The 21,176-nt window shown below is 64.5% G+C and carries 19 protein-coding genes and 2 tRNA genes; 12 read left to right on the top strand and 9 right to left on the bottom strand.

What is annotated here, in order from left to right; all coding sequences use genetic code 11:
• Positions 1 to 30 precede the first annotated feature (30 nt).
• From CXY72_RS12435 to CXY72_RS12450, 4 genes are all read right to left on the bottom strand, one after another.
• Positions 31 to 939, bottom strand: a complete 909-nt coding sequence (locus CXY72_RS12435; protein ID WP_233197804.1) for an MFS transporter — start codon at positions 937 to 939, stop codon at positions 31 to 33.
• A gap of 178 nt (positions 940 to 1,117) precedes the next feature.
• Positions 1,118 to 1,191, bottom strand: a tRNA-Pro gene (locus CXY72_RS12440).
• Between the two features lie 63 nt (positions 1,192 to 1,254).
• A complete protein-coding gene (locus CXY72_RS12445; protein WP_104127983.1) occupies positions 1,255 to 2,247 on the bottom strand; it encodes a metallophosphoesterase in 993 nt (330 codons plus the stop codon).
• Positions 2,244 to 4,910, bottom strand: a complete 2,667-nt coding sequence (locus tag CXY72_RS12450; protein WP_104127984.1) for a transglycosylase domain-containing protein — start codon at positions 4,908 to 4,910, stop codon at positions 2,244 to 2,246. Before CXY72_RS12450 ends, CXY72_RS12445 begins: the two co-directional genes overlap by 4 nt.
• A 50-nt stretch (positions 4,911 to 4,960) precedes the next feature.
• Here CXY72_RS12450 and CXY72_RS19830 point away from each other — a divergent pair, with 50 nt between their 5' ends.
• A complete protein-coding gene (locus CXY72_RS19830; RefSeq protein ID WP_199184035.1) occupies positions 4,961 to 5,128 on the top strand; it encodes a hypothetical protein in 168 nt (55 codons plus the stop codon).
• A gap of 2 nt (positions 5,129 to 5,130) precedes the next feature.
• A complete protein-coding gene (locus tag CXY72_RS12455; protein ID WP_104127985.1) occupies positions 5,131 to 5,601 on the top strand; it encodes a RidA family protein in 471 nt (156 codons plus the stop codon).
• An 11-nt stretch (positions 5,602 to 5,612) separates the two neighbouring features.
• Here CXY72_RS12455 and CXY72_RS12460 read toward each other — a convergent pair whose 3' ends face one another.
• Together CXY72_RS12460 and acs are read right to left on the bottom strand one after the other, a co-directional pair.
• Positions 5,613 to 6,839: an acyltransferase gene (locus CXY72_RS12460; protein WP_104127986.1), complete on the bottom strand. Its 1,227-nt coding sequence runs from the start codon at positions 6,837 to 6,839 to the stop codon at positions 5,613 to 5,615.
• A gap of 212 nt (positions 6,840 to 7,051) precedes the next feature.
• Positions 7,052 to 9,025, bottom strand: a complete 1,974-nt coding sequence (gene acs, locus CXY72_RS12465; protein WP_104127987.1) for an acetate--CoA ligase — start codon at positions 9,023 to 9,025, stop codon at positions 7,052 to 7,054.
• 445 nt (positions 9,026 to 9,470) lie between these two features.
• On the opposite strand from acs, the gene CXY72_RS12470 reads away from it, so the two are divergent.
• From CXY72_RS12470 to CXY72_RS12490, 5 genes are all read left to right on the top strand, one after another.
• The gene (locus CXY72_RS12470; RefSeq protein ID WP_104127988.1) at positions 9,471 to 10,727 is read left to right on the top strand and encodes a TadA family conjugal transfer-associated ATPase; all 1,257 of its coding nucleotides are present in this window, start codon (positions 9,471 to 9,473) and stop codon (positions 10,725 to 10,727) included.
• A 42-nt stretch (positions 10,728 to 10,769) separates the two neighbouring features.
• Entirely contained in the window at positions 10,770 to 11,969 is a 1,200-nt protein-coding gene (locus CXY72_RS12475) for a type II secretion system F family protein (protein ID WP_146071164.1), read from the top strand.
• A gap of 85 nt (positions 11,970 to 12,054) precedes the next feature.
• On the top strand, positions 12,055 to 12,258 hold the full coding sequence (locus CXY72_RS12480) for a DUF4244 domain-containing protein (RefSeq protein WP_104127989.1): 204 nt from the start codon (positions 12,055 to 12,057) through the stop codon (positions 12,256 to 12,258).
• Positions 12,239 to 12,589: a TadE family type IV pilus minor pilin gene (locus CXY72_RS12485; RefSeq protein ID WP_233197805.1), complete on the top strand. Its 351-nt coding sequence runs from the start codon at positions 12,239 to 12,241 to the stop codon at positions 12,587 to 12,589. Before CXY72_RS12480 ends, CXY72_RS12485 begins: the two co-directional genes overlap by 20 nt.
• Positions 12,586 to 12,963, top strand: coding sequence for an Rv3654c family TadE-like protein (locus CXY72_RS12490; protein ID WP_104127990.1), 378 nt, complete (start codon positions 12,586 to 12,588; stop codon positions 12,961 to 12,963). Before CXY72_RS12485 ends, CXY72_RS12490 begins: the two co-directional genes overlap by 4 nt.
• 31 nt (positions 12,964 to 12,994) lie before the next feature.
• On the opposite strand, the gene CXY72_RS12495 is transcribed toward CXY72_RS12490, so the two are convergent.
• Positions 12,995 to 13,231: a hypothetical protein gene (locus tag CXY72_RS12495; RefSeq protein WP_104127991.1), complete on the bottom strand. Its 237-nt coding sequence runs from the start codon at positions 13,229 to 13,231 to the stop codon at positions 12,995 to 12,997.
• A 207-nt stretch (positions 13,232 to 13,438) separates the two neighbouring features.
• On the opposite strand from CXY72_RS12495, the gene topA reads away from it, so the two are divergent.
• The 5 genes from topA to CXY72_RS12520 all read left to right on the top strand — a co-directional run bounded on the left by topA (position 13,439) and on the right by CXY72_RS12520 (position 20,402).
• Positions 13,439 to 16,447 (top strand): type I DNA topoisomerase, encoded by a 3,009-nt coding sequence (gene topA / locus CXY72_RS12500; protein ID WP_104127992.1) that lies wholly within the window; start codon positions 13,439 to 13,441, stop codon positions 16,445 to 16,447.
• Positions 16,444 to 17,061 (top strand): dTMP kinase, encoded by a 618-nt coding sequence (gene tmk, locus CXY72_RS12505; RefSeq protein ID WP_233197806.1) that lies wholly within the window; start codon positions 16,444 to 16,446, stop codon positions 17,059 to 17,061. The genes topA and tmk overlap by 4 nt, the downstream gene beginning before the upstream one ends.
• A 127-nt stretch (positions 17,062 to 17,188) precedes the next feature.
• Entirely contained in the window at positions 17,189 to 18,361 is a 1,173-nt protein-coding gene (locus CXY72_RS12510) for a DNA polymerase III subunit delta' (protein WP_104127994.1), read from the top strand.
• A 92-nt stretch (positions 18,362 to 18,453) separates the two neighbouring features.
• Positions 18,454 to 19,989: an alpha/beta hydrolase gene (locus CXY72_RS12515; RefSeq protein ID WP_104127995.1), complete on the top strand. Its 1,536-nt coding sequence runs from the start codon at positions 18,454 to 18,456 to the stop codon at positions 19,987 to 19,989.
• Between the two features lie 340 nt (positions 19,990 to 20,329).
• Positions 20,330 to 20,402 (top strand) — tRNA-Thr (locus tag CXY72_RS12520).
• A gap of 217 nt (positions 20,403 to 20,619) precedes the next feature.
• Here CXY72_RS12520 and CXY72_RS12525 read toward each other — a convergent pair.
• Both CXY72_RS12525 and CXY72_RS12530 read right to left on the bottom strand, forming a co-directional pair.
• The gene (locus CXY72_RS12525) at positions 20,620 to 20,904 is read right to left on the bottom strand and encodes a hypothetical protein (protein WP_104127996.1); all 285 of its coding nucleotides are present in this window, start codon (positions 20,902 to 20,904) and stop codon (positions 20,620 to 20,622) included.
• 9 nt (positions 20,905 to 20,913) lie between these two features.
• The gene (locus CXY72_RS12530; RefSeq protein WP_104127997.1) at positions 20,914 to 21,150 is read right to left on the bottom strand and encodes a hypothetical protein; all 237 of its coding nucleotides are present in this window, start codon (positions 21,148 to 21,150) and stop codon (positions 20,914 to 20,916) included.
• Positions 21,151 to 21,176 lie beyond the last annotated feature (26 nt).

Below are 21,176 nucleotides of genomic sequence, written 5' to 3' on the forward strand. Positions count from 1 at the left end.
GACATCTCCTGGTTACTAATCGGGTTTGCACTACTCGGCGGCTGCGGCCGGGCTCTTGTCCAAGACGCGCTTCGGCAGGGCAAAGACGAGCAGGAGCGCGAGAATGACTCCGCCGGTGAATGCCGGGTGTGTGAACAGGTGCGGAGGTACGAGTGGGCTGCGGTCACGTTTCGCGACGGAGACTTCCCAGGCGCCAAAAGCCACCACGAGCAGTACGCCGGCAGCGAGGGCGAAAACGCTCCAGAGCTGCCAGCCGTGATCCTGGCCCTCAATCAGAGGGACCAGGAAGGCGACCAGGCCAGCGGAGATGAGCGCGAGTCCGAGCCAGTCGGTGCCCGTACGGGACACCTGTCTGGCTCGGGGGAGTGCGGCGCCACCGGGCAGGAGAAAGACGGTGGCGACGAGGGCGAGTACGCCGATCAGCAGGTTCACCCAAAAGACCAGGCGCCAGCCGTTGTCGACGCCGAAGGCCTCGATGATCAGGCCGCCGACGATGGGGCCGAGCGAGGAGGAGACGCCGATGACCAAGCCCATGATGGCGTAGGCCTTGCCTCGGGCCATCGGTGGGAACATCAGCTGGATAACGGCGGTGATCGCCGATACGAACACGCCTCCGGCCAGGCCCTGCATAACACGGGCGATGATCAGCTGCAGGTCGTTTTGGGCGAGACCGCAGGCGAGACTCGCAATAGTGAACAGTGCCAGGCCGATGAAGAAGACCCATTTGTGGCCATAGCGATCGCCGACCCGGCCGGCCGGGATGAGCGCAAGGCCAAAGGCGAGGGCGTAGCCGGAGATAATCCACGACAGAGTGGCCTCGCTGGCGTCGAGGCTCGTGCGAATGCTCGGAAGCGCAACGTTCACGATGGTCGTATCCAGCAGCGCCATGAACATGCCGGCGAGAAGCACGATCAGGGCCTGCCACGCCCGACGTGGCACGTCGGACGCCGTCGGGCGGCGGGCTGAGAAATCATGCGCGAGATCCGTTTCGCGCCGGTCTCCCGGCGATCCCCGGCAGGAGTAAGGCCGGTGCCGACAGGTGAGCGTACAACACAACCCCCCACTCGATTGGATTGGGGGGTTGTGTTGTACTTTCGGCCATTAGTATCTACTGCGGTCGGGGTAACAGGATTTGAACCTGCGACCTCGTCGTCCCGAACGACGCGCGCTACCAAGCTGCGCCATACCCCGATGGCCCGTGGGCCTCACTCAGTATAGGCGCTCTCACCCTTCCCCGACGAATTGAGTCGGCAGTTAGGCGGAGGTGAGCGTGAGCAGCGTCGCCTCGGGCGGGCAGGCGAAGCGTACGGGTGCGTAAATAGAAGTTCCCAGGCCAGCCGAGACGTTCAAAAATGCCGTACGCAAGCCATGGTTCCACAGGCTCAAGCCCTTGACCTGGCGCCGCGGAATATCGCAATTGGTCACGAGCGCGCCGAAACCCGGCACGCAGACCTGGCCGCCGTGGGTGTGGCCAGCCAGAATCAGCTGGGCGCCATGGTTGACAAAAGAGTTCAGCACCCGCTGGTAGGGCGCGTGAGCAACACCGACGGTGAGTGTGGACCGCGGGGCTGCGGCTTCTTCAGGGTCGGGCCAGACGTCGTCGCCGAGCGGATCGTTGGCCCGCAGGTCGTCGATCGCACGCGTGATCAGGTCGAGCCGGTCCCGCCCGATGTGCGGGTCATCGACGCCGAAGAACTCCACGTGGGTGTCTTTCAGGTCGAGAGAATCGGCGGCGTTGTTGATATCCGTCCAACCGAGATCGGCGAACACGCGGCGCAGCGCATCGGTGTCGAGCTCTTCCCGGCGAACGGTGCGCCGGCTCGACGGCCCGCCGAAGTAGGTGAACGGATTCTTCACCTGCGGTCCGATGTAGTCGTTGGAGCCGTTGACGAAGACGCCGGGAATGCCCCGGAACGGTGCGAGAGCGTACTCGATGCCACTGACGCCGTTTTCATGACCTAAGTTGTCACCGGTATCGACGACGAGGTCGGGCTTCAGGGAAGCGAGGCTGCGCACCCACTCCTGCTTGTTCTTCTGCCACGGAGCCATGTGCAGGTCGGAGAGGTGCAGCACCCGAATAGGTGTCGACCCCGGCGCGAGCACCGGAACGTTCACCTCACGCAGCGTGAAACGGTTCCGCTCCACGAGCGCACCCCAGGCGAAGGCGGTCAGGCCAACCGCGCCCGCCGACGCCAGCAACGCGCCGACGAGTCGTCCACCCTCGCCGAGGGGGCGAAGTGCGGTCATTCGTTCTGGCCGTTATTGCCGTTATTGCCGCCATCGTCCTGACCGGGGGCGGGGGCGGGGGCGGGTGCGGGTGCGGGGGCAGGCGCCGTGTACTTACCGATGACGATGGTTACGGCGTCGCCGGGCCGGCCGGCCGTTCCCTCGCCCGGCTGGATAGCCATGACCTTACCGTCCTGCGCCTTGTTCGTGGTTGGCTGTTCAGTCTTGGCTACGGTGAAACCGAAGGGAGCGGCGGTCAGAGTACTGCGCGCATCCGCTTCGTTCTTGCCGATCACTGAGGGGATCGTAACTCCCGTGCCATCGCTTGAACTCGCGGTGACTGTGGCACCGCGAGTGGATGCCGACCCGCCGGCCGGATCGGTACTGGCCACGGTTCCGGCGGGCAGCTCTGAACTGGTCGCGCCACCGTCGACGAACAAAAAGCCGGCCGCCTCGAGGGTAGTCTTAGCTTCCGCCATCGACTTGCCGCGCACGTCAGGAACCGGAACGGACACCGCGTTGATCACGTTCGACGACGCCTCGGGAAAGTCGTCTCCACCGTACTTCGCGTTGGCCGCCGACATGACGATCGGCCAGATGCGGTGGCGCGCCGTGGCGGCCTGCTTGCCGAACAAATTGTTCCTACCGCTGCGCTGATTCTTATAGTTGTTTCCGCCGACGTTGACCACGCCGACGACGGTGGCAACCTTGGTGGTGGCGCCGCTCATCCAGGTGTCCTTGGCGCCGTCAGTGGTGCCGGTCTTACCGATCATGGGAAGTCGGGGAGATGTATTGCGGTTGGATGCTGTGGCTGTTCCATTGGTCATGACCGTTTTCATGGCGTACTGCATGCCCGCTGCAACGCCGGGTTCAACCGATTGCGTGCAGGTCGACGCGGGGATCGGAAGTTCGGTGCCATCGGAACTGATCATCTTCGTGATCGCGACCGGAGTGCAGGTCATGCCGTTGTTGGCGATTCCGGCGAAAGCCGCCGCCATGGTCAGCGGTGCAATCTCGTTGGTGCCGAGCACCGATGCGGCGCCCTGTTTGAGGTCGGTCCCATCGGCCCGGTGCACGCCAAAGAGTTCGGCCGTTTTGCGAATGCCGCACAGGTCGAGCTTTTTGGCCATACCGATGAAACCCGTGTTGATCGAGCCGGTGGTGGACTGCAAGGCGGAATAATTGGTACCGGCCTCGTTGGAGTCGTTGCGCGGGTTGAAGGGCGGCACGTCGTTGTCGTAGTTTCTTACGCCGAGGCAACTGTCCTGAAAGTTGCCCCAGTTGGACTTGCGCCGGGAGTCGACGCGCTCGGTCAGAGCGTGGCCTTCTTTGAGCCACTCGGCCAGCGTAAATACCTTGTAGGTTGATCCGGGTTGGAACCCGCTCGACCCACCGTAGGCGAAGTCGGTGTTGTAATTGAGGCTCGTGTAGTTGGCGCCCGTGGCCTGAACGTCCGGATCCTGGCTGTAGTCCTTGTTTTGGGTCATGACCAGAACATTGCCCGTGCCGACTTGCACACTGGACACCACGCCGCCGATGTTCCAGTCGTTATAGGTCTTGGGAACGTTGGCGTTGAGCGCAGCGACGGCGGTGGACTGAAGGTCGAGGTCGAGGGTGGTGTAGACGTTGAAGCCGCCCTGAGCGAAGTTGGCCAGGCGTTCCTCTTCGGTAGCGCCGAAGGTCACATCGTTCTTGAGGATCTTGATCACATAGTCGCAGAAAAACGCGTTATCGCCGGCGGTCTGGCAGCCGGTGCTCGGAACGGTGATGACGGGCTCGACCGGCGTCGCGACGGCCGCGTCGTAGTCGGCTTGAGCGATCTTGTCGTACTTGAGCATTTCCTTGAGAATATAGTCGCGCCGAGATTTATTGTTGGCGTAGCCGTTGGCCGCGCCGTTGGTCTCGCTGGCGGGGCGGTCGAGCTGAAACTTGACCGGGTTATTCACAATCGATACCAGGCTCGCCGCCTGCGGCAGCGTCAGGGCCAGCGCGGTGGTATTGAAGTAGTAGCTCGCGGCGGCTTCGATACCATAAACCGTTCCGCCATAGCCGGCGATATTGAGGTAGCCGCGCAGAATATCTGCTTTTTCGTACTTCTTCTCTATACCGATGGCCAGGCGCATTTCGCGCAGCTTGCGGTCAGCGGTGGGCTTGGTGGCATCGTCGTAGCACGCAGCTGCCTCGTCGGCATCGGTCATGACCGCGCACTTTTGAATGAGCACGTTCTTGACATACTGCTGGGTGATCGACGAACCACCGCGGGTCTCACCGCCGGCCAGGGTCTGCACGGCACCGTTGAAGCTGGACTGGATATCTACGCCGCCGTGCTCCATGAACCGCGGGTCTTCACCGGCGATCGCAGCGTCCTTGGCGAACTGGCTGATCGCGTCGGAGGGGACATCGACCCGGTTCTGCTCGTAGAACGAGGCGAGGAGCACGCGGGTGCCTACCGGATCCTCGGCGTTGGTGGACGCGTAGATGTTGCTCTTCTGGGCGAGCCGATCGATGGACAGGTACTCCGGCAGACTGTCGAACACGTTGATGGTGTTCGTAGCGGCCATGCCGGACAGGGCGACAGCTGGGGCGACGGCGGCGGTCACGAGAATGCCGGCAACGGCACTCATTCCGACGAGACCCAGGAACCCCCCCAGAGCCCCGCTCACGGTTCGATTTTTGGCAGACATACACTTGAGCGTAAGCGACAAATCTGAATACCCGCCTCAATAGGAGTCACATGCCCGCCTGGGAGTACCTCACAACGCCGTTGATGATCCACAACACGGCCGCCATTTTGAACAACTGGGGCTCTGACGGGTGGGAGCTCGTGCAGGTCGTCACCGGCCCTGAAGGCGGCCTGGTTGCGTACCTGAAACGCCCGCTCGCCCCCAAGGAAGACGCATAATCATGTCGCATATCGAAGCACGCCTGGCCGAACTGGGCATCGAACTGCCGAGCGTCGTTCCGCCGGTCGCCGCGTACCTGCCCGCCGTGATCAGCAATGGTTTCGTCTACACCGCCGGCCAGCTGCCCATGGTCTCTGGCGCGCTGCCCGCCACTGGCAAGGTCGGCGACGGCCACGGCCTCGTTCCGGCTGCCGACGCCCAGGAGTATGCCCGCACCTGCGCGCTCAACGGCCTCGCCGCCATCAAGAGCGTGATCGGGTCGCTCGACCGCATCACCCAAGTGATCAAAGTCACGGGCTTCGTCGCGTCCGACACTGCGTTCACCGGTCAGCCGACCGTCGTCAACGGTGCCTCTGACGTGCTCGTCGAGATTTTCGGAGACATCGGCCGCCACGCCCGTTCCGCCGTGGGTGTTGCGGTGCTGCCGCTCGACGCCCCGGTCGAGGTCGAGCTCATTGTTGCGTTTGCGTAGCTGACCCGCGCCTACGGACGGTTCGCGAGCCGGGACATTCGCCCGGAAACGGATGCCCCGGCTCGCGTGCCATGGACCTGCGCCGGTTGCTCGACAAACCGGGTCATCAGCTGGGCGATGACCAGGCTGAGCGGCACCGACAGGAGAGCGCCAAGCCACCAGCGGCCGGGTCCGGCGAGCACTGCGAAAGCCACCACGATGGGAAAGTGCACGAGGTACAGGCTGAAGCTGATGGATCCCAGCCAGTCGAGTGCTGGGCGCGCCCTCGGCGCACGAACCCGGCCGCGCTCCGACACTGAGGCGGGCCAGAAAGCCACCGTTGCCACGATCATAAACGCCCCGGTCACCCGCAGCGAGAGAGTAGCGTCGCTCCACACTCCGCTGGTCAGCGGGCGCAGCATCCAGTAGGCCACGAGCAGAGACGGGCCGAGTGCGGTCAGCGTCCACCCGAGTACCCGTCCAGTGGCGCTCGCGACCAGGCGGTCGCTGCAGCCTCGCAGTTCGTCGTAGTTTGCCGCCAGAAGGGCGCCGAGAGCGAACGGCGGCAGGTACATGAGCGGCTGGGTCGTCGTGACATAGCCGATGCTGGCCAGTGCACACAGCACAGCAACCCAGAGCAGAATGCGGCGAATCGGGCGACTGACCGGTTTGCGGGTGAACGCTGCGAGGGCTACGAACACCGGGAGCAGCAGGGAGAACCACATTTCCCAGACCAAGGACCACAGCGGCGGATTGATGTCGGGCCGCCGGGTTTCGCCAATTAGGCTGACTTCCCGCAGCAGGTTGCCGAGGCCCAGGTCTGGCGTGTCCTGCCGGGCCAGCCAGGGCCCGCCCGCCGCGCCGACCGTGCGCGGCACCAAAACAATCCAGACGACCGCCAGGCCCACTGACACCACGACGGGGACGGTCAAACGGATGACGCGGCGCACGTAATAGGCGCTCCAGTCATAGCGGGGGCCGGACTCGCGGGCGGCCAGCGGGGAACGCACGAGGACGAAACCGCTCAGCACAAAGAACACCAATACGAACTCGGGCCCGGCGAGCAAAACCTTCAGCGGGGACAGCGTGGCCCACCACCCAGCGGAAAAGAGCGTGACGCCGACGCTCGACTCGTAGGCTGCGGCGATCTGCGGCACCGTCATGGACACATGGTGCGCCAGAACGACGAGGGCGGCCACTCCCCGCAGCGCATCGAGCCGGCCCAGGCGACCGCGCACGGGTGCCGCTGCTTCGGTCATGCCCACACAGTAGGACCCCTGGCTGGTTTCAGGGCGGGAACGTGCATAACTCCTGCACAATGAGCGCACTGCTCAAAACAGCCCCTGCAAAATTGGGGAACTGGCGAACTGCTGCTGGGAATTGCAGGAGTTATGATCTCGGGAGGGAAAGCGTGACGGCCGCCTTGTGCCAATGGAAGACGGCCGTCGTTGGTTGTGCAGGTAGTGGTTGGCTATTTTTTCATTTGCGCGGTGATGGTGTTCATCACCATGGTGTCGGCGAGGGTCGTCACATCCCCGACGTCGCGCCCCTCAGCCGCGTCGCGCAACAGGCGGCGCATGATCTTGCCGGAACGGGTCTTCGGCAGCTCGTCGACGATGTAGATGTCACGCGGGCGGGCGATCGCCCCGATCTGCTGGGCGACGTGGGCCCGCAGAATGCTGACGATGTCCTCGTGCGATGCGATCTCGGCCTGGCTGAACTTGATCACCACGAACGCGACGACCGCCTGACCGGTGGTCTCGTCGGCGGCACCGACCACGGCGGCTTCAGCCGTGAGGGAATGCGCCACGAGGGAGGACTCGATTTCGGCGGTGGACAGGCGGTGTCCCGAAATGTTCATCACGTCGTCGACGCGGCCGAGCAACCAGATATCACCGTCGTGGTCAAGTCGGGCGCCGTCGCCAGCGAAGTACAGTGGACCGTCTTTTGCGCCGAGGGTGCCCTCAAACTTGTCCCAGTAGGTTTCCTTGAAGCGCTCCGGGTCGCCCCAGATGCCGCGGAGCATGGCCGGCCACGGCTGCGTGACCACGAGGAGTCCGCCGTTTCCGTAGCCAACGTGCATGCCGTCGTCATCGAGCACGTCGATCGTGATTCCGGGCACCGGCACCTGCGCCGCGCCCGGCTTTGTCTCGGTGAGCCCCGCGAGAGCCGAAACCATGATCGATCCGGTCTCGGTCTGCCACCAGGTGTCGACAATCGGAGTCAGGCTGCTGCCGATGACCTCGCGGTACCACATCCACGCTTCGGGGTTGATGGGCTCGCCTACCGAGCCGAGCACGCGCAGGCTCGACAGGTCGAACTTCTGGGGAATCTGGCGTCCCAGCTTCATGAACGTACGAATGGCGGTCGGCGCTGTATACAGAATCGAGACCTTGTACTTTTCGATGATTTCCCACCAGCGACCGGTGTGCGGAGAATCGGGGGTGCCTTCGTAGAGCACCTGGGTCGCGCCATTGGCGAGGGGGCCGTACACCACGTAGCTGTGTCCGGTGATCCAGCCGACGTCGGCGGTGCACCAGTAGACATCCGTTTCGGGTTTGAGGTCGAACACGTTCTGGTGGGTGAACGCATTCTGGGTCAGGTAGCCGCCGCTCGTGTGCAGGATACCCTTGGGCGCGCCGGTCGTGCCCGATGTATACAGAATGAACAACGGGTTCTCGGCGGGGAAAGCCTCCGCCTCGTGCTCGGGAGAGGCTGTTTCCATGGCATCGGACCACCAGATGTCGCGGTTGTTCCACTGCACGTCCTGGCCGGTGCGCTTGACCACGAGCACGTTCTTCACCGAGGAATCGTTGGTCTGCAGGGCGGCGTCGACGGCCGGCTTGAGGGCGCTGATCTTGCCCTTGCGGTAGCCGCCGTCGGCCGTGATGACGAGCACAGCGTTGGCGTCATCGATGCGGGAACGCAGGCTTTCAGCGCTGAACCCGCCGAAAATGACCGAGTGCACGGCTCCGATGCGGGCGATGGCGAGCATAGAGATGACAGCCTCGGGGATCATCGGCAGATAAACGGCCACACGGTCGCCGGCGGTGACGCCGAGCCCGATCAGCACATTGGCGGCTTTTTTGACCTCGGTAGTCAATTCGGAGTAGGTGTAGCTGCGGGCATCACCGGGCTCGCCCTCGAAATACAGCGCAACACGGTCGCCGTTGCCGGCGAGAACGTGACGATCGAGGCAGTTGTACGCGACGTTGAGTTCGCCGTCTTCGAACCACTTCGCAAATGGCGGATTGGTCCAGTCGAGAGTCTTGGTGAATGGCTTGTGCCAGTGCAGTAGATTACGGGCCTGATCAGCCCAAAACGTGGCCGGGTCCTTCTGCGAGACTGTGTACAGGTCTTGTGTCGCTGTCGTCTGTGCGGCGAACTCGGCAGTGGGCGCGAATCGACGCGATTCGTGCAGGAGGGTGTCAATTTTAACCGTCATATGTGTAATTCGCTCCTTTGCGGTACGTGCATGCAGGACATTGCCAGCTCAAGTGAACCCTACCGGTTTCCGGTCAATCTCTGTATACACAAACGAGATACGGAGAAATGAACCCTCGGTTTAGGGTGATTTTGTACCCCCCGGTCGAGTGTCAGCACAAATGAGGACATTGGACTTGCAATCTGGGCACGTCTGCGTAAACTAAATCACGTCTGAACGAAAGTTTTGACCGGCATCGCGTACGGTTCCCCCCAATCTGCGTGGTGCTAGGCGGCACCTGTTCCCCCCAATAGGTGCCGCCCCTTTTTTTAAGCGATTGAGCAATTCAGCTTGTGCTCAGGGATTCACACTGGTGTGGCTCCTCCCCAGATGCGTCGGCCCACCGGCTGTCCACGGATAGTGCCGAGGGAACTGTCATCGGGCCGGCTTGCCCTACCGTCGAGGCATGGGTCAGCCTTTCGTTGCCGTACCGTCCTACGCCATACCGGCCTCTACCGTGCCGGTTGCTGCCGGGCCGGTTTCTGCAGTGCCGGGTTCTGCCGTGCGGTCCTACGTGGTACCGGCATCTGCTGCGCCATCCTCGACCGCCGTGGACGATCCCTGGGCAGCGCGGTCGAACACTTCACATTCGATCGTTGCACGGCCATCATCGAATTTCGCTCGGCATCGCACGACGACAACGGATGCCGTTGGCACCATGTCGCGGGTCGGCGCTGCGGCAGCAGCCTCGACCGCAGTCTCGGCAGTGGTCGGCAATGATCGCCCGAACGTGCGCGCGCTGGGTCCGCTGGCTGGCTATGCCTCAGCCCCGAACATCACGGACCTGTTTGTCAATGGGGATTCCGGGCTCTGGATCGACGCCGGACACGGTCTCGCCTTCGTGCCGGCCTGGCACCTCGGCGAGGCCGAGGTACGTGAGCTGGCTGTGCGCCTGATTGCACTTGGCGGGCGGCACATCGATGAGGCGAGTCCATGCGTCGACGTGCGGTTGGCCGATGGGATTCGGGTACACGCCGTGCTCCCGCCGGTATCGAGCACGGGAACACTGCTGTCAATTCGGCTGCCGCACGCTGCCGACCGCAGCCTCAGCGCACTCGCTGACGCCGGCCTGTTTGGCGAGGGAGAGGAATGTGCTGCCCGGCTGAATCGGCTGCGTGCTGCGGTGCACGGCCGCCAGAACCTGCTCATCACCGGTGCAGCAGGGAGTGGAAAGACTACGCTGCTGGCGGCCTTGTTGGGCGAAGCGCCCGCCGACGAACGCATCGTGGCGATCGAAGACGTGGCGGAGCTGCGTATTCGGCATCCGCACGTTGTGGCCCTCGAGGCCCGGCAGGCCAACCTGGAGGGGGCCGGGCGTATCGGCTTGGAGTCGCTGGTGCGGGAGGCACTGCGTATGCGTCCGGATCGGCTCGTGCTCGGCGAGTGCCGCGGGTCGGAGATTCGCGAGCTGCTTGCCGCGCTCAACACCGGGCACGACGGGGGAGCGGGCACGCTGCACGCGAATTCGCTCGAAGACGTTCCGGCCAGACTGGAGGCGCTCGGTTCACTCGCCGGAATGAGCGCTTCGGCAGTTGCTCGGCAGACGGTGAGCGCCATCGGGCTGGTGCTGCACCTGGAACGCACCGACGGGGTGCGCAGGCTTGACGCGGTCGGCCGATTCGCCCTCGACGGCCGTGACCGTCTCTCGATCGAAGCGATCTGATGCTCCGAGATCGATCAGCCACGATTCAGGGAACGTGTGACGATGCGCCGGGCTGATGCGGTACCGCCGATCGAGGAGGTCGCCGCGGTCACACAGCGGCTGGCCGTGCTGCTGTCGGCCGGTGTTTCCCCGGTGTCGGCCTGGGGTTATCTGTTACCGGTGCACGACGTGGCTGCGGCTGGAGCGCCTCGTGCTGACCGGCAGAGTGTCGACTTGCCGCCGGAGCTGGGTAGACGGGTGAGGGCAGTTCGTCGGGAGGTTAGAGGAAAGCAGGGGTCCTTGCCCGCCAAGGACGCGACGGCGGTTCCGGTTGCCGCAACGATCACGCCCCGGGCGGCCGATTCGAAGCACGCGGGTACGGGTACCGCACCTATCCTTTGTGCTGCAGCGCGCGCCGCGGCTCGGGGTGACAGCGTGGCCGATGCGATCGCCGGCCAGGCGCGCCGGCAACGCCGGGAGATTGCGTCGAGGATCGTCGACGCGCGGGCATCCGCTGGGCGGCCTGCGCGGGGACATGGCGATGCGGCGGGCCAGGCCGAGAGCGCCTGGCTCGGACTCGCCGCGGCCTGGCAGGTGGCCACACAGGCTGGTGCGCCTCTGGCCGGGTGCCTGCGTGAGCTCGCTGGGTCGTTGCGCGAACTCGCCCAGGTGCAGCGCGATCTGGAAGTGGCGCTGGCCGCGCCGCGGGCCACGGCACGACTGGTGATGGTGCTGCCGGTGATCGGCGTCGTCTTCGGCAGTTTGATGGGTTTCAATTCCGTGCACACCCTGTTCTTAACCGTGCCGGGGCTGGTCTGTCTAGGTGGCGGCGCTCTCCTGATGCTCGCCGCAGCAGGCTGGAATCGTGCCCTGGTGCGCCGGGCGGGGCCTCCCGACCTGACGCCGGGGCTGCGGCTGGAACTCATGGCAATTGCCATGTCCGGTGGCGGGTCGATCGACCGTTCGCGGGCGTTAGTGCAGGCAGCCGCCGAGCGATACGGCATTGCCCCCGGCGCTGATGGTGGTTCCGCTGACCGGATACTGGGCCTGTCGACGCGTGCGGGAGTTCCCGCAGCAGAGCTGCTGCGCAGCGAGGCCGAACAGCTGCGTCGCGATGCCCGCAGCGCGGGACAACGACGGGCCGCGACTCTTTCGGTGACGCTCATGCTGCCGCTCGGCCTCTGTGTGCTGCCCGCGTTCATGCTGGTGGGCGTGGTGCCGTTGCTGCTCAGCGTGCTCTCCTCCACCCTGATGACATTCTGAAACTCTCCACAAATGAGCGAATACCGAGGCGTGCGCCGACGGATGGGAGCAGAGTGAAAATGCTCGTGCCGCCCAACCCGCGTCGATGGACGCCGAAGGAGACGAGTCTGTGTATACAAAGACCACCCTGAAAACCCTGGCTGACGAAGCCGGAGCCGCGACGGCGGAATACGTTGTCGCCACGATGGCCGCGGTCGGGTTCGCTGGGCTGCTCATCGTTATTCTGCGCAGCGACGAGGTGCGGGGAATGCTCACCGATCTGGTGCGACGTGCCCTCAGCATTGGGTAGCGCACGTAGCAGGGGCAGCACGACCGCCGAATTCGCCACGGCGCTGCCAGCGGTCGTGCTCGTTCTGGCCTGCTGCCTCGGTGCTGTGCAGGTGGTCGGCGTGCAAGTGCGGCTGACGGATGCCGCTGCCAGCGCCGCGCGTGCGCTGGCCCGTGGCGACACGGCAGCGCGCGCCACCGGCCTCGTGCTCCAAAGCGTGCCGGGGGCCAGCCTGGCTTCGCAGCGCCGCGGCGATTTCGTCTGTGCTCGAGTTACCGCGCACAGCCTGCCGGGGATTTTTGCCGGGCTAACCCTCGAGGCACACTCGTGCGCCCTGGCCGGCGGCCAATGACCGCGCGCGACGACACGACGAACGCGCCAGACCCCGCCGGGAAGGTGCTCGAGCGGGGAGCGGGGTCGATCCTCGCCCTCGCGGTACTCGCTGCCACCGTGTTGCTGACGACGTTCGTCATCTTAATACTCGGACTGCTCACGGTCGGCCGGTCCGTCGCGAGCGCGGCCGATGCCGCCGCGCTCGCCGCCGCCGATACCGCTTCCGGCGCGATCGCGGGGTACCCGTGCGAGGCCGCGCAGGCAGTGGCCGCGCTGAATGGGACTACCGTGACGCGCTGCACGGTGACGGGGCTGATCGCATCCGTTTCGGTGGGGCGGCGGGTGCAGGGCATAGATATCGTCGCGAGTGCCCGGGCCGGGCCGCCGCCCTGATGAGACGCCCGGTAAGCCGGGCCGGGACGAATTAGGAGAGGAGCGCTTCGAGGTAACGGTACTCGACCGCGCTCGGGCGACCGGGGGAATCGGAATCCTCAAACTCCAGGCCGGCGCCGCGCGCGTAGAGATAGCGTTTGCCGGAGTCGGCCGGGATTTCGATGCGGGGCCGAGGATCGCCCGAGTCGAGGAAGGTCGTGGTGATTGTTTTGCCCTGCAGGGGGCCATCTGTCAACTTCGCGGTGTATGTGGCCGTCATTGTACCCATAGGACTATTCTGCACTGAGCCAGGCAAACAGCAAGGGTTTGGGGTTGCTCTGCACCTCGCTCAGAGCGAACTGGGCGGTGGCTGGGAGCGCCGTGTGCGCGAACGTGACGCGCCGAGACGTGCCCGTCGATTAGGCGGGCACTCCATTCCGGTGTGTATGGTGTGCCTTGGCCCATCATGTGGTCACCACGTATAAAGAGGAGTCTGGTGCCAGGCACTAAGAAGCTGGTCATTGTTGAATCACCGACCAAGATGAAGTCGATCGCCGCGTATCTCGGCGACGGCTATGAGGTGTTGTCTTCGGTCGGTCACATTCGCGATCTGATCGAGCCGAAAAACCTGCCGCCTGAGCTCAAAAAGGGTGCCCTCGGACGCTTCTCGGTCGACGTGGAGAACGGCTTTGAACCGTACTACGTGGTCTCCGACGCCAAGAAGAAGACCGTCAGTGAGCTCAAACGGGCCCTCAAGAATGCGAACGAACTCTTGCTCGCAACTGATGAGGACCGCGAGGGCGAGGCCATTGCCTGGCACCTGCTGCAGGTGCTGCAGCCCAAGGTTCCGGTCAAGCGCATGGTTTTCCACGAGATCACAAAAGACGCTATCCTCGCTGCCAAAGACAACACCCGCGACCTCGACACCGCCCTCGTCGACGCGCAGGAGACTCGCCGCATCCTCGACCGCATCTACGGCTACGAGATTTCCCCGGTGCTGTGGCGCAAGGTCGGCCCCGGCCTGTCCGCCGGCCGTGTGCAGAGCGCCGCGACCCGCCTCGTCGTCGACCGGGAGAAGGAGCGCCTCGCGTTCGTCTCCGCTGGCTACTGGGATCTGCTCGCGCGACTGGCGGCATCCGCTTCGCAGGATGACCAGGCGTTCGATGCGAAGCTCGTACGACTGAACGGTGAGCGAATTGCTACCGGCGGCGACTTCGATGACTCCGGTGTGCTGAAGCCCAGCGTGAAGGCCGTCACCCTCGACGCCTCCGCCGCGCAGGCCCTGACGATCGCTCTGAAAAGCCCCGGCGTGAAGCTGGAGGTGACCAAGGTCACCTCCAAGCCCTATCGTCGCAGCCCCGCCGCACCGTTCACGACGTCGACCCTGCAGCAGGAAGCGGCGCGCAAGCTGCGCTTTACCGCCCGCCAGACCATGAGCGTTGCCCAGTCGCTGTACGAAAACGGGTATATCACCTACATGCGTACCGACTCGCCATCACTCGGACAACAGGCTCTCACCGCCGCCCGCACCCAGGCCGCGACGCTCTACGGCGCCGAGACGGTTCCGGAGGCCCCGCGCGCCTACAAGGGCAAGAGCAAGAACGCCCAAGAGGCGCACGAGGCCATTCGCCCGTCCGGCGACACTTTTCGTACCCCGGCGTCGCTCGCGTCGAGCCTGCGTGGCAATGATTTCAAGCTGTACGACCTGATCTGGAAGCGCACCGTCGCTTCGCAGATGAAGGACGCCACCGGCTCGACCGCTTCCGTCACTATCGCGGCCGGCCCGACCGGCACATCGGAGCACGCCTCCGCGTCGGGCGCGCTCGCCGAATTCTCGGCCAGTGGAACCGTCATCACGTTTCGCGGGTTCATGCTCGCCTACGAGGAGTCGAAGGACGAGGAGCGTAACGCTTCGACGGACGCGACCGAGTCCAAGCTGCCGCCGCTCGAAGAGGGCCAGAACCTGACCCTGCAGAGCCTCGAGGCCAAGGGTCACGAAACGACCCCTGCCGCTCGTTACACCGAGGCCAGCCTGGTGAAGAAGCTCGAAGAGCTCGGCATCGGCCGCCCGTCGACGTTCGCCTCGATCATCTCGACCATCACCGAGCGTGGCTACGTCACGCCGCGGGGGCAGTCGCTCGTTCCCAACTGGATCGCGTTCTCGGTCGTGCGCCTGCTTGAAGAGTTTTTCGGCGATCTGGTCGAATACGACTTCACCGCCGAGATGGAGGACGACCTCGACCGTATCGCCGGCGGCGAAGCCAACCGCCTGGATTGGCTCACCAGTTTCTACTTCGGCAGCGACAAGCACCGGGGCCTCCGCCAGGTCATCGACAACCTCGGCGAAATCGACCCGCGCGTGATCAACTCGGTCACCATCAGCAACGACATCACCCTGCGTATCGGCAAGTACGGTCCCTATCTCGAGGTCATCGACCCCGACGCGGCAGCGGATGCCCCGCCTCGCCGAGTCAATATTCCGCCGGAACTCGCCCCCGACGAACTGACCGCGACCAAAGCTCGTGAGCTCATCGATGCCCCCGTCGTCACGGACCGGGTGATCGGACTCAACCCTGAGAACGGAAAGGAAATCGTCGCGAAAGACGGCCGATTCGGGCCGTACGTCACAGAGCTCACGCCGGCAGCAGCAGAATCCGATGTTCCGGTCGTTGTGGCTGCCCCCGTCGAAACGATCGACCCCGCCACCGGCGAGGTCAGCGTCGCGAAGCCTAAGCGCAAGCCGGCTGCAAAAAAGGTGGCCGCCGCCGACAAGCCGCGTACAGCATCCATTTTCAAATCCATGGACCTGGCCACCGTCGACCTCGAAACGGCGCTGCGCCTACTCGCCCTGCCGCGCATGGTCGGGCTCGACCCGGAGACCGGCGCCGAGATTATGGCCCAGAACGGCAAGTTCGGGCCGTACCTGAAGAAGGGCATAGATACCCGGTCGCTCACGAGCGAAGACCAGATCTTCGACATCGACCTGCCGGGCGCGATCGAGCTTTACGCGCAGCCGAAGTACGGTGCCCGCCGGGCGTCGAGTGCGCTGAAGGAATTCGAAGCACCCGACCCCGAAAGTGGCAAGGCGATCAAGATCAAGGACGGCCGGTTCGGCGCGTACGTGACCGATGGGGTCACCAACGCGACCATTCCCAAGTCGGAGGATATCGAGGAGATCGACTTCGACCGGGCCGTTGAGCTGCTCGCCGACAAGCGGGCCAAAGGTCCGGCCGCGCCGCGCACGAAGGCACCGGCCAAGAAAGCTGCCGTCAAGAAGCCAGCAGTCAAGAAGGCACCGACCGCAGCGGCGAAGGCGGCTACCGCGAAGAAGGCGGCCGCGACTCGGGCCGCAAACGCGGCAGCCAAGGCCGCGTTGAACGGCACGCCCCTGGTCAAAAAACCGGCCCTGAAGAAGCCGGCCGTCAAGAAAGCGGCCGTGAGGCAATCGGCCAGTTCGGCCGCTGAATCCGCTGCCACGACGACGGTCACGCCGACGGCGTCGTGACCGGTCTGTTCATCACCCTCGAGGGCGGCGACGGCTCCGGTAAAACTACGCAGGCGCAGCTGCTCTCCGACTGGCTCGAAGAGCGGGGGCGCACTGTCGTGCGCACCCGCGAGCCTGGGGGAACGGATGTCGGTACCCGGATTCGCGAGATCGTGCTGCACCACCGCGGCGAAGTGGACCCGCGCGCTGAGGCGCTGCTCTATGCAGCAGATCGGGCCCAGCACGTGGGTACCAAGCTGCGTCCGGCGCTCGCCCGCGGTGACGTGATCGTGCAGGACCGTTATCTGGATTCCTCGGTTGCCTACCAGGGGGCCGGGCGAGTTCTCGGCGCCACTGAGGTGCGAGACCTGTCGCTCTGGGCGGCCGAAGGTCTGCTTCCCGACCTGACCGTGCTGCTCGACCTCGACTCGCGCGCAGCCCGGGCCCGGCTCGATGCCGACGATAAAGTCTTCGACCGGCTCGAGGCTGAGAAGAACGACTTTCATGCCCGTGTGCGCGCTGCGTTCCTCGAATTGGCAGCCGCCGAACCCGACCGGTTCCTGGTGCTGGATGCCGCAGCCCCCGCCGCAGATATCGCCGCGAGCATCCGCGCACGGGTGGCGCCCCTCCTGTAACCGTCGGAGCCGACTACTGCCCTGCGCGACCGGAACCATGATCCATCGCCACGGGTCCGCGTTCCGGCCCGGGAGGCGGGGGAGGCGCGTCGGCGGCGGTGTCGGCGGGGCGGGTTACCCTTGACTCATGGCAGTGTGGGACAACCTAACGGGACAGGCCGACGCGATCGCCATCTTTCGGGCAGCGGCGCAGCGGGCACCGTCCGGTACCGGTTCCGCCACGGCCGAATCGACTTCCATGACGCACGCCTGGCTCATCACCGGCCCGCCGGGTTCCGGTCGCTCCAACCTTGCCTTTGCTTTCGCGGCGGCACTGCTGAGCCCTGGTACCCCTGACGGCGACCGTGCGGCGGCCCGCCAGGTCGACGCGCGCACCCACCCCGACCTCAGTGTGCTCAGTACTGAGGGCGTCATCATCCCGATGAAGACCGTCAAGGAGGCCGTCGCCCGCTCACAGTACTCGCCGTCGGTCGGTCGGTACCGGGTCGTCGTCGTCGAAGATGCCGACCGCATGGTCGAGCGCACGTCGAACGTGCTCCTCAAGGCTCTCGAAGAGCCACCCGAACGCACGGTGTGGATTTTGTGCGCGCCCAGCGAGGCAGACTTGCTTCCCACTATTCGGTCCCGCGTGCGCACCGTGCGCCTGCGCGTCCCGAGTGTTGCTGATGTCGCCGACCTGCTCGTGCGCCGCAACGGAGTCGACCCGGCCATTGCAGAGCTCAGTGCCCGGCTCGCCCAAAGCCACATCGGCATGGCCCGGCGGCTTGCCACCAATGCGGATGCGCGGGCACGACGTGAGGAGACCCTGCGCGCGGCCCTCGGTATCCGTTCGGTGTCGTCGGCCGTCAATACGGCTGCCCGGTTGCTCGCGATCGCGGGTGACGATGCGAAGGCGATCACCCTCGAGCTGGATGCCGCGGAGCGCGACGGGATGCTGCGCTCGCTCGGAATCGAAACAGGGCAATCCGTACCACCGGGGCTGCGCGGCCAGATCAAAGATCTCGAAGACGACCAAAAGCGGCGGGCAAAACGCAGCCTGCATGACGGCATCGACCGCATTCTGGTTGACCTTGCTTCGCTGTACCGGGACATCTGTATGGTGCAGCTGGTCCGGGAACAAGCTGTGATCAACCGTGAGTTGCTCGCCGAGCTGCGTACGGCGAGTGTGTCCAGCGCTCCAGCAGCCACGGTCGCCACGATGGACGCGATTGCTGTGGCACGCCAGCGTATTCAATCCAACGTCGCCCCGGCCCTCGCCCTCGAGGCGATGCTCGTGTCGGCGATCCGTCGCCCACAGTAATGTCACCCGCAGTGACCTCATCCACAGCCACTCCCAGCCGCTTTCGGTAGCCTGAACCGCAGCATCCGCTTCACGCTAGGAAAAGGAACACGTTGAACCGACGCAATCGCGCTACCAGTATCGCGGCCGCCGCCCTGGCCCTTACACTCGCTCTCAGCGGATGCACCACCCTCTTCGCGACGAATTCCGCACCCACCGAATCCACCCCCACCGGCGAGCAGGTGAAGGACACCCTTGAGCCGTTTTACAGCCAAGTGCTGCAGTGGAAGGACTGTGGCGAGAAACTGCAGTGCACCAAGGCCACTGCGCCGCTCGACTACACCGACCCGACCGCCGGGGATATATCGCTCGCCCTGGTACGTCACGTCGCCACCGGCAACGAGCGAATCGGCTCGCTGTTGGTGAATCCAGGCGGGCCCGGTGGCTCCGGCTATGACTTCATCAAGGATTCCCTCGACTATGCGACGGACGCCACCCTGCAGGCGAGCTTTGACATCGTGGGTTTCGACCCCCGCGGCGTCGGGCGCTCCTCGGCGGTCTCCTGTTACGACTCCGCGGCGATGGATGAGTACGTCTATGGGCTGACGACCGCAGAGCGCGGTACGGATGCTTGGATTGCCGAGCTCACGGCCTCCTCGGATGCCTTCGCGGCGGCATGTGCCCAGCAGACCGGGCCGCTGCTCGGAACGGTCGACACGAAGAGCGCCGCCCGCGACCTGGATCTGCTGCGCGCGGTGCTTGGCGATACCCACCTGAACTACCTCGGTTATTCCTATGGCACTTTTCTCGGCGCCACTTATGCCGAACTCTTTCCCGAGAAGGTCGGCCGTCTTGTGCTTGACGGGGCTGTCGACCCGTCGACCAGCAATTTCGAGGTGACCAAGACCCAGGCGGTGGGTTTCGAAAACGCCCTGCGTGCCTACCTCACTGACTGTCTCGCGGGCAAGGACTGCCCCTTCCGAGGAAGCGTAGACAGCGCGATGACGACGATCGGCGCATTGCTGAATTCGGTGGACGCGAGCCCCATCACCGCCAAGGACGGCCGTCAACTCGGCGGAAACGCGCTACTCACGGCGATCATCTACCCGCTCTACCAGGACACAGCCTGGCCACAACTGAGCACAATGTTGGATACCGTGCTGCACGGCAGCGCCGAGGGCGCGTTTCAATTCGCGGATGCCTACAACGGCCGCGACGCCGACGGCAACTACACCGACAACTCGACCGAATCGTTCATGGCCATCAACTGCATCGACTATTCGTACAACGCCGACCCGACCGTGATGCGCGCCCAGGCCGCCGAACTCGAAGCCGCGGCACCGGTGATCGGCCCGTTCATGAGCTTCGGCGACATCGGCTGCGCCAATTGGCCCTACAAGTTCACCGGCGAACGCACCGAAATTCACGCGTCCGGGGCGGCACCCATTCTGGTTGTCGGCACCACCAACGATCCGGCAACCCCGTACGTCTGGGCGCAGCAACTGGCCGAACAGCTCGACAGTGGCAGCCTGGTGACCTACACGGGTGAGGGGCACACCGCCTACAACAAGTCGAATTCTTGCGTGAACGATGCCGTTGACTCCTATCTCGTCGACGGCATCGTGCCGGCATCCGACCCGCAGTGCTGACCCGAGCAGATTTGCATGCTGTGAAATAACCTCTTCGGCAGGCGCACGGCGAATCTGCGCGACCTCAAGACCACGTACAGCAGACCAGCAAGCCACGTCGTACGGCGGATGCGCCGGCGCTCGCCCGGACCAGACCGCGCGATATTAGCGCGCCCTGGTGTTCACCCTGTGGTCCTGGCTGCCATTTGTCTAGCCTGGCGGTGCTGGTGAGCAGGCGCTGGAGCGAGCCCGCTGACGGACCGCGTGGATGCGTCATTCGCCGAGGTGTACAGAATCACCCGCAGAAACGACTAGGCTTGACTGCTGTGTCACCGAGTGCCTTATGGGGCGTTCTGGTAACGCCGCCTTAGCTCAGTTGGTAGAGCATCTCACTCGTAATGAGAAGGTCGTCAGTTCGATTCTGACAGGCGGCTCTTTCTCTGCTTGCTAGTGTTTATATGGGATGCAAGGGCTTCGGATGCTGGCTAAAACAGGTCGAAAATATCGGGTAGTCAAGCCATTACCTCAGCCATTAGCGCTCAATCCCTTCTCGATCGAACTTTTTCTACATTCCCCGAACTGGTCACACCAAGAAAACGCCCCGCCACCCAATCCAAAGGACTGAGCAGCGGGGCATTGTCGTACTAGGTCTTACGCGGCGAGCTTGATCTTCGTGAGCCATTCGTTCACGCCGGGGATCGCCATGATGCGAGCGAACGCACCAGCAACCGCGCCGATGGTTGCCACAGCACCAGTGGCCCATGCGAGCCATTCAGGCGGCAGGATCGCAGCGACCGCCTCGAGGAACTGCGGCGCGAGAACGGCTACAGCGGCGACTAGGGCTGCTGCACCGAGGATGGCACCAGCTACTGCCTGAAGAACTGTTCGGGCCGTAGCGGTCCACGGGCGGGCTACCTGTGTAGGTGTGGCGGTCATGAGGTCTCCTTAGATGATGCCGTCGGGCATTACGGGCGGTGGGGGCGGTGAGCCCTGGTAGATGTGATCGATCAGCTGCCGGTTGTAGTTCCATAGGATCTGGTTGCGCCGTTCGACCAGATCGACGCGGCCCTCTAGGTCACGGATGCGGCCGTACGATCCGGCGCGACCGGTGACGCGAGATGTGAACCATGCGCCCGATGCGGCAATGGCGGCGACGATCGCCGTCAGTAGCCACTCAGGCATGGCGGCAGTAGTCGCAGCTCGGACCG

The organism is Cryobacterium sp. Y57, assembly GCF_002929505.1.
Taxonomy (GTDB): domain Bacteria; phylum Actinomycetota; class Actinomycetes; order Actinomycetales; family Microbacteriaceae; genus Cryobacterium.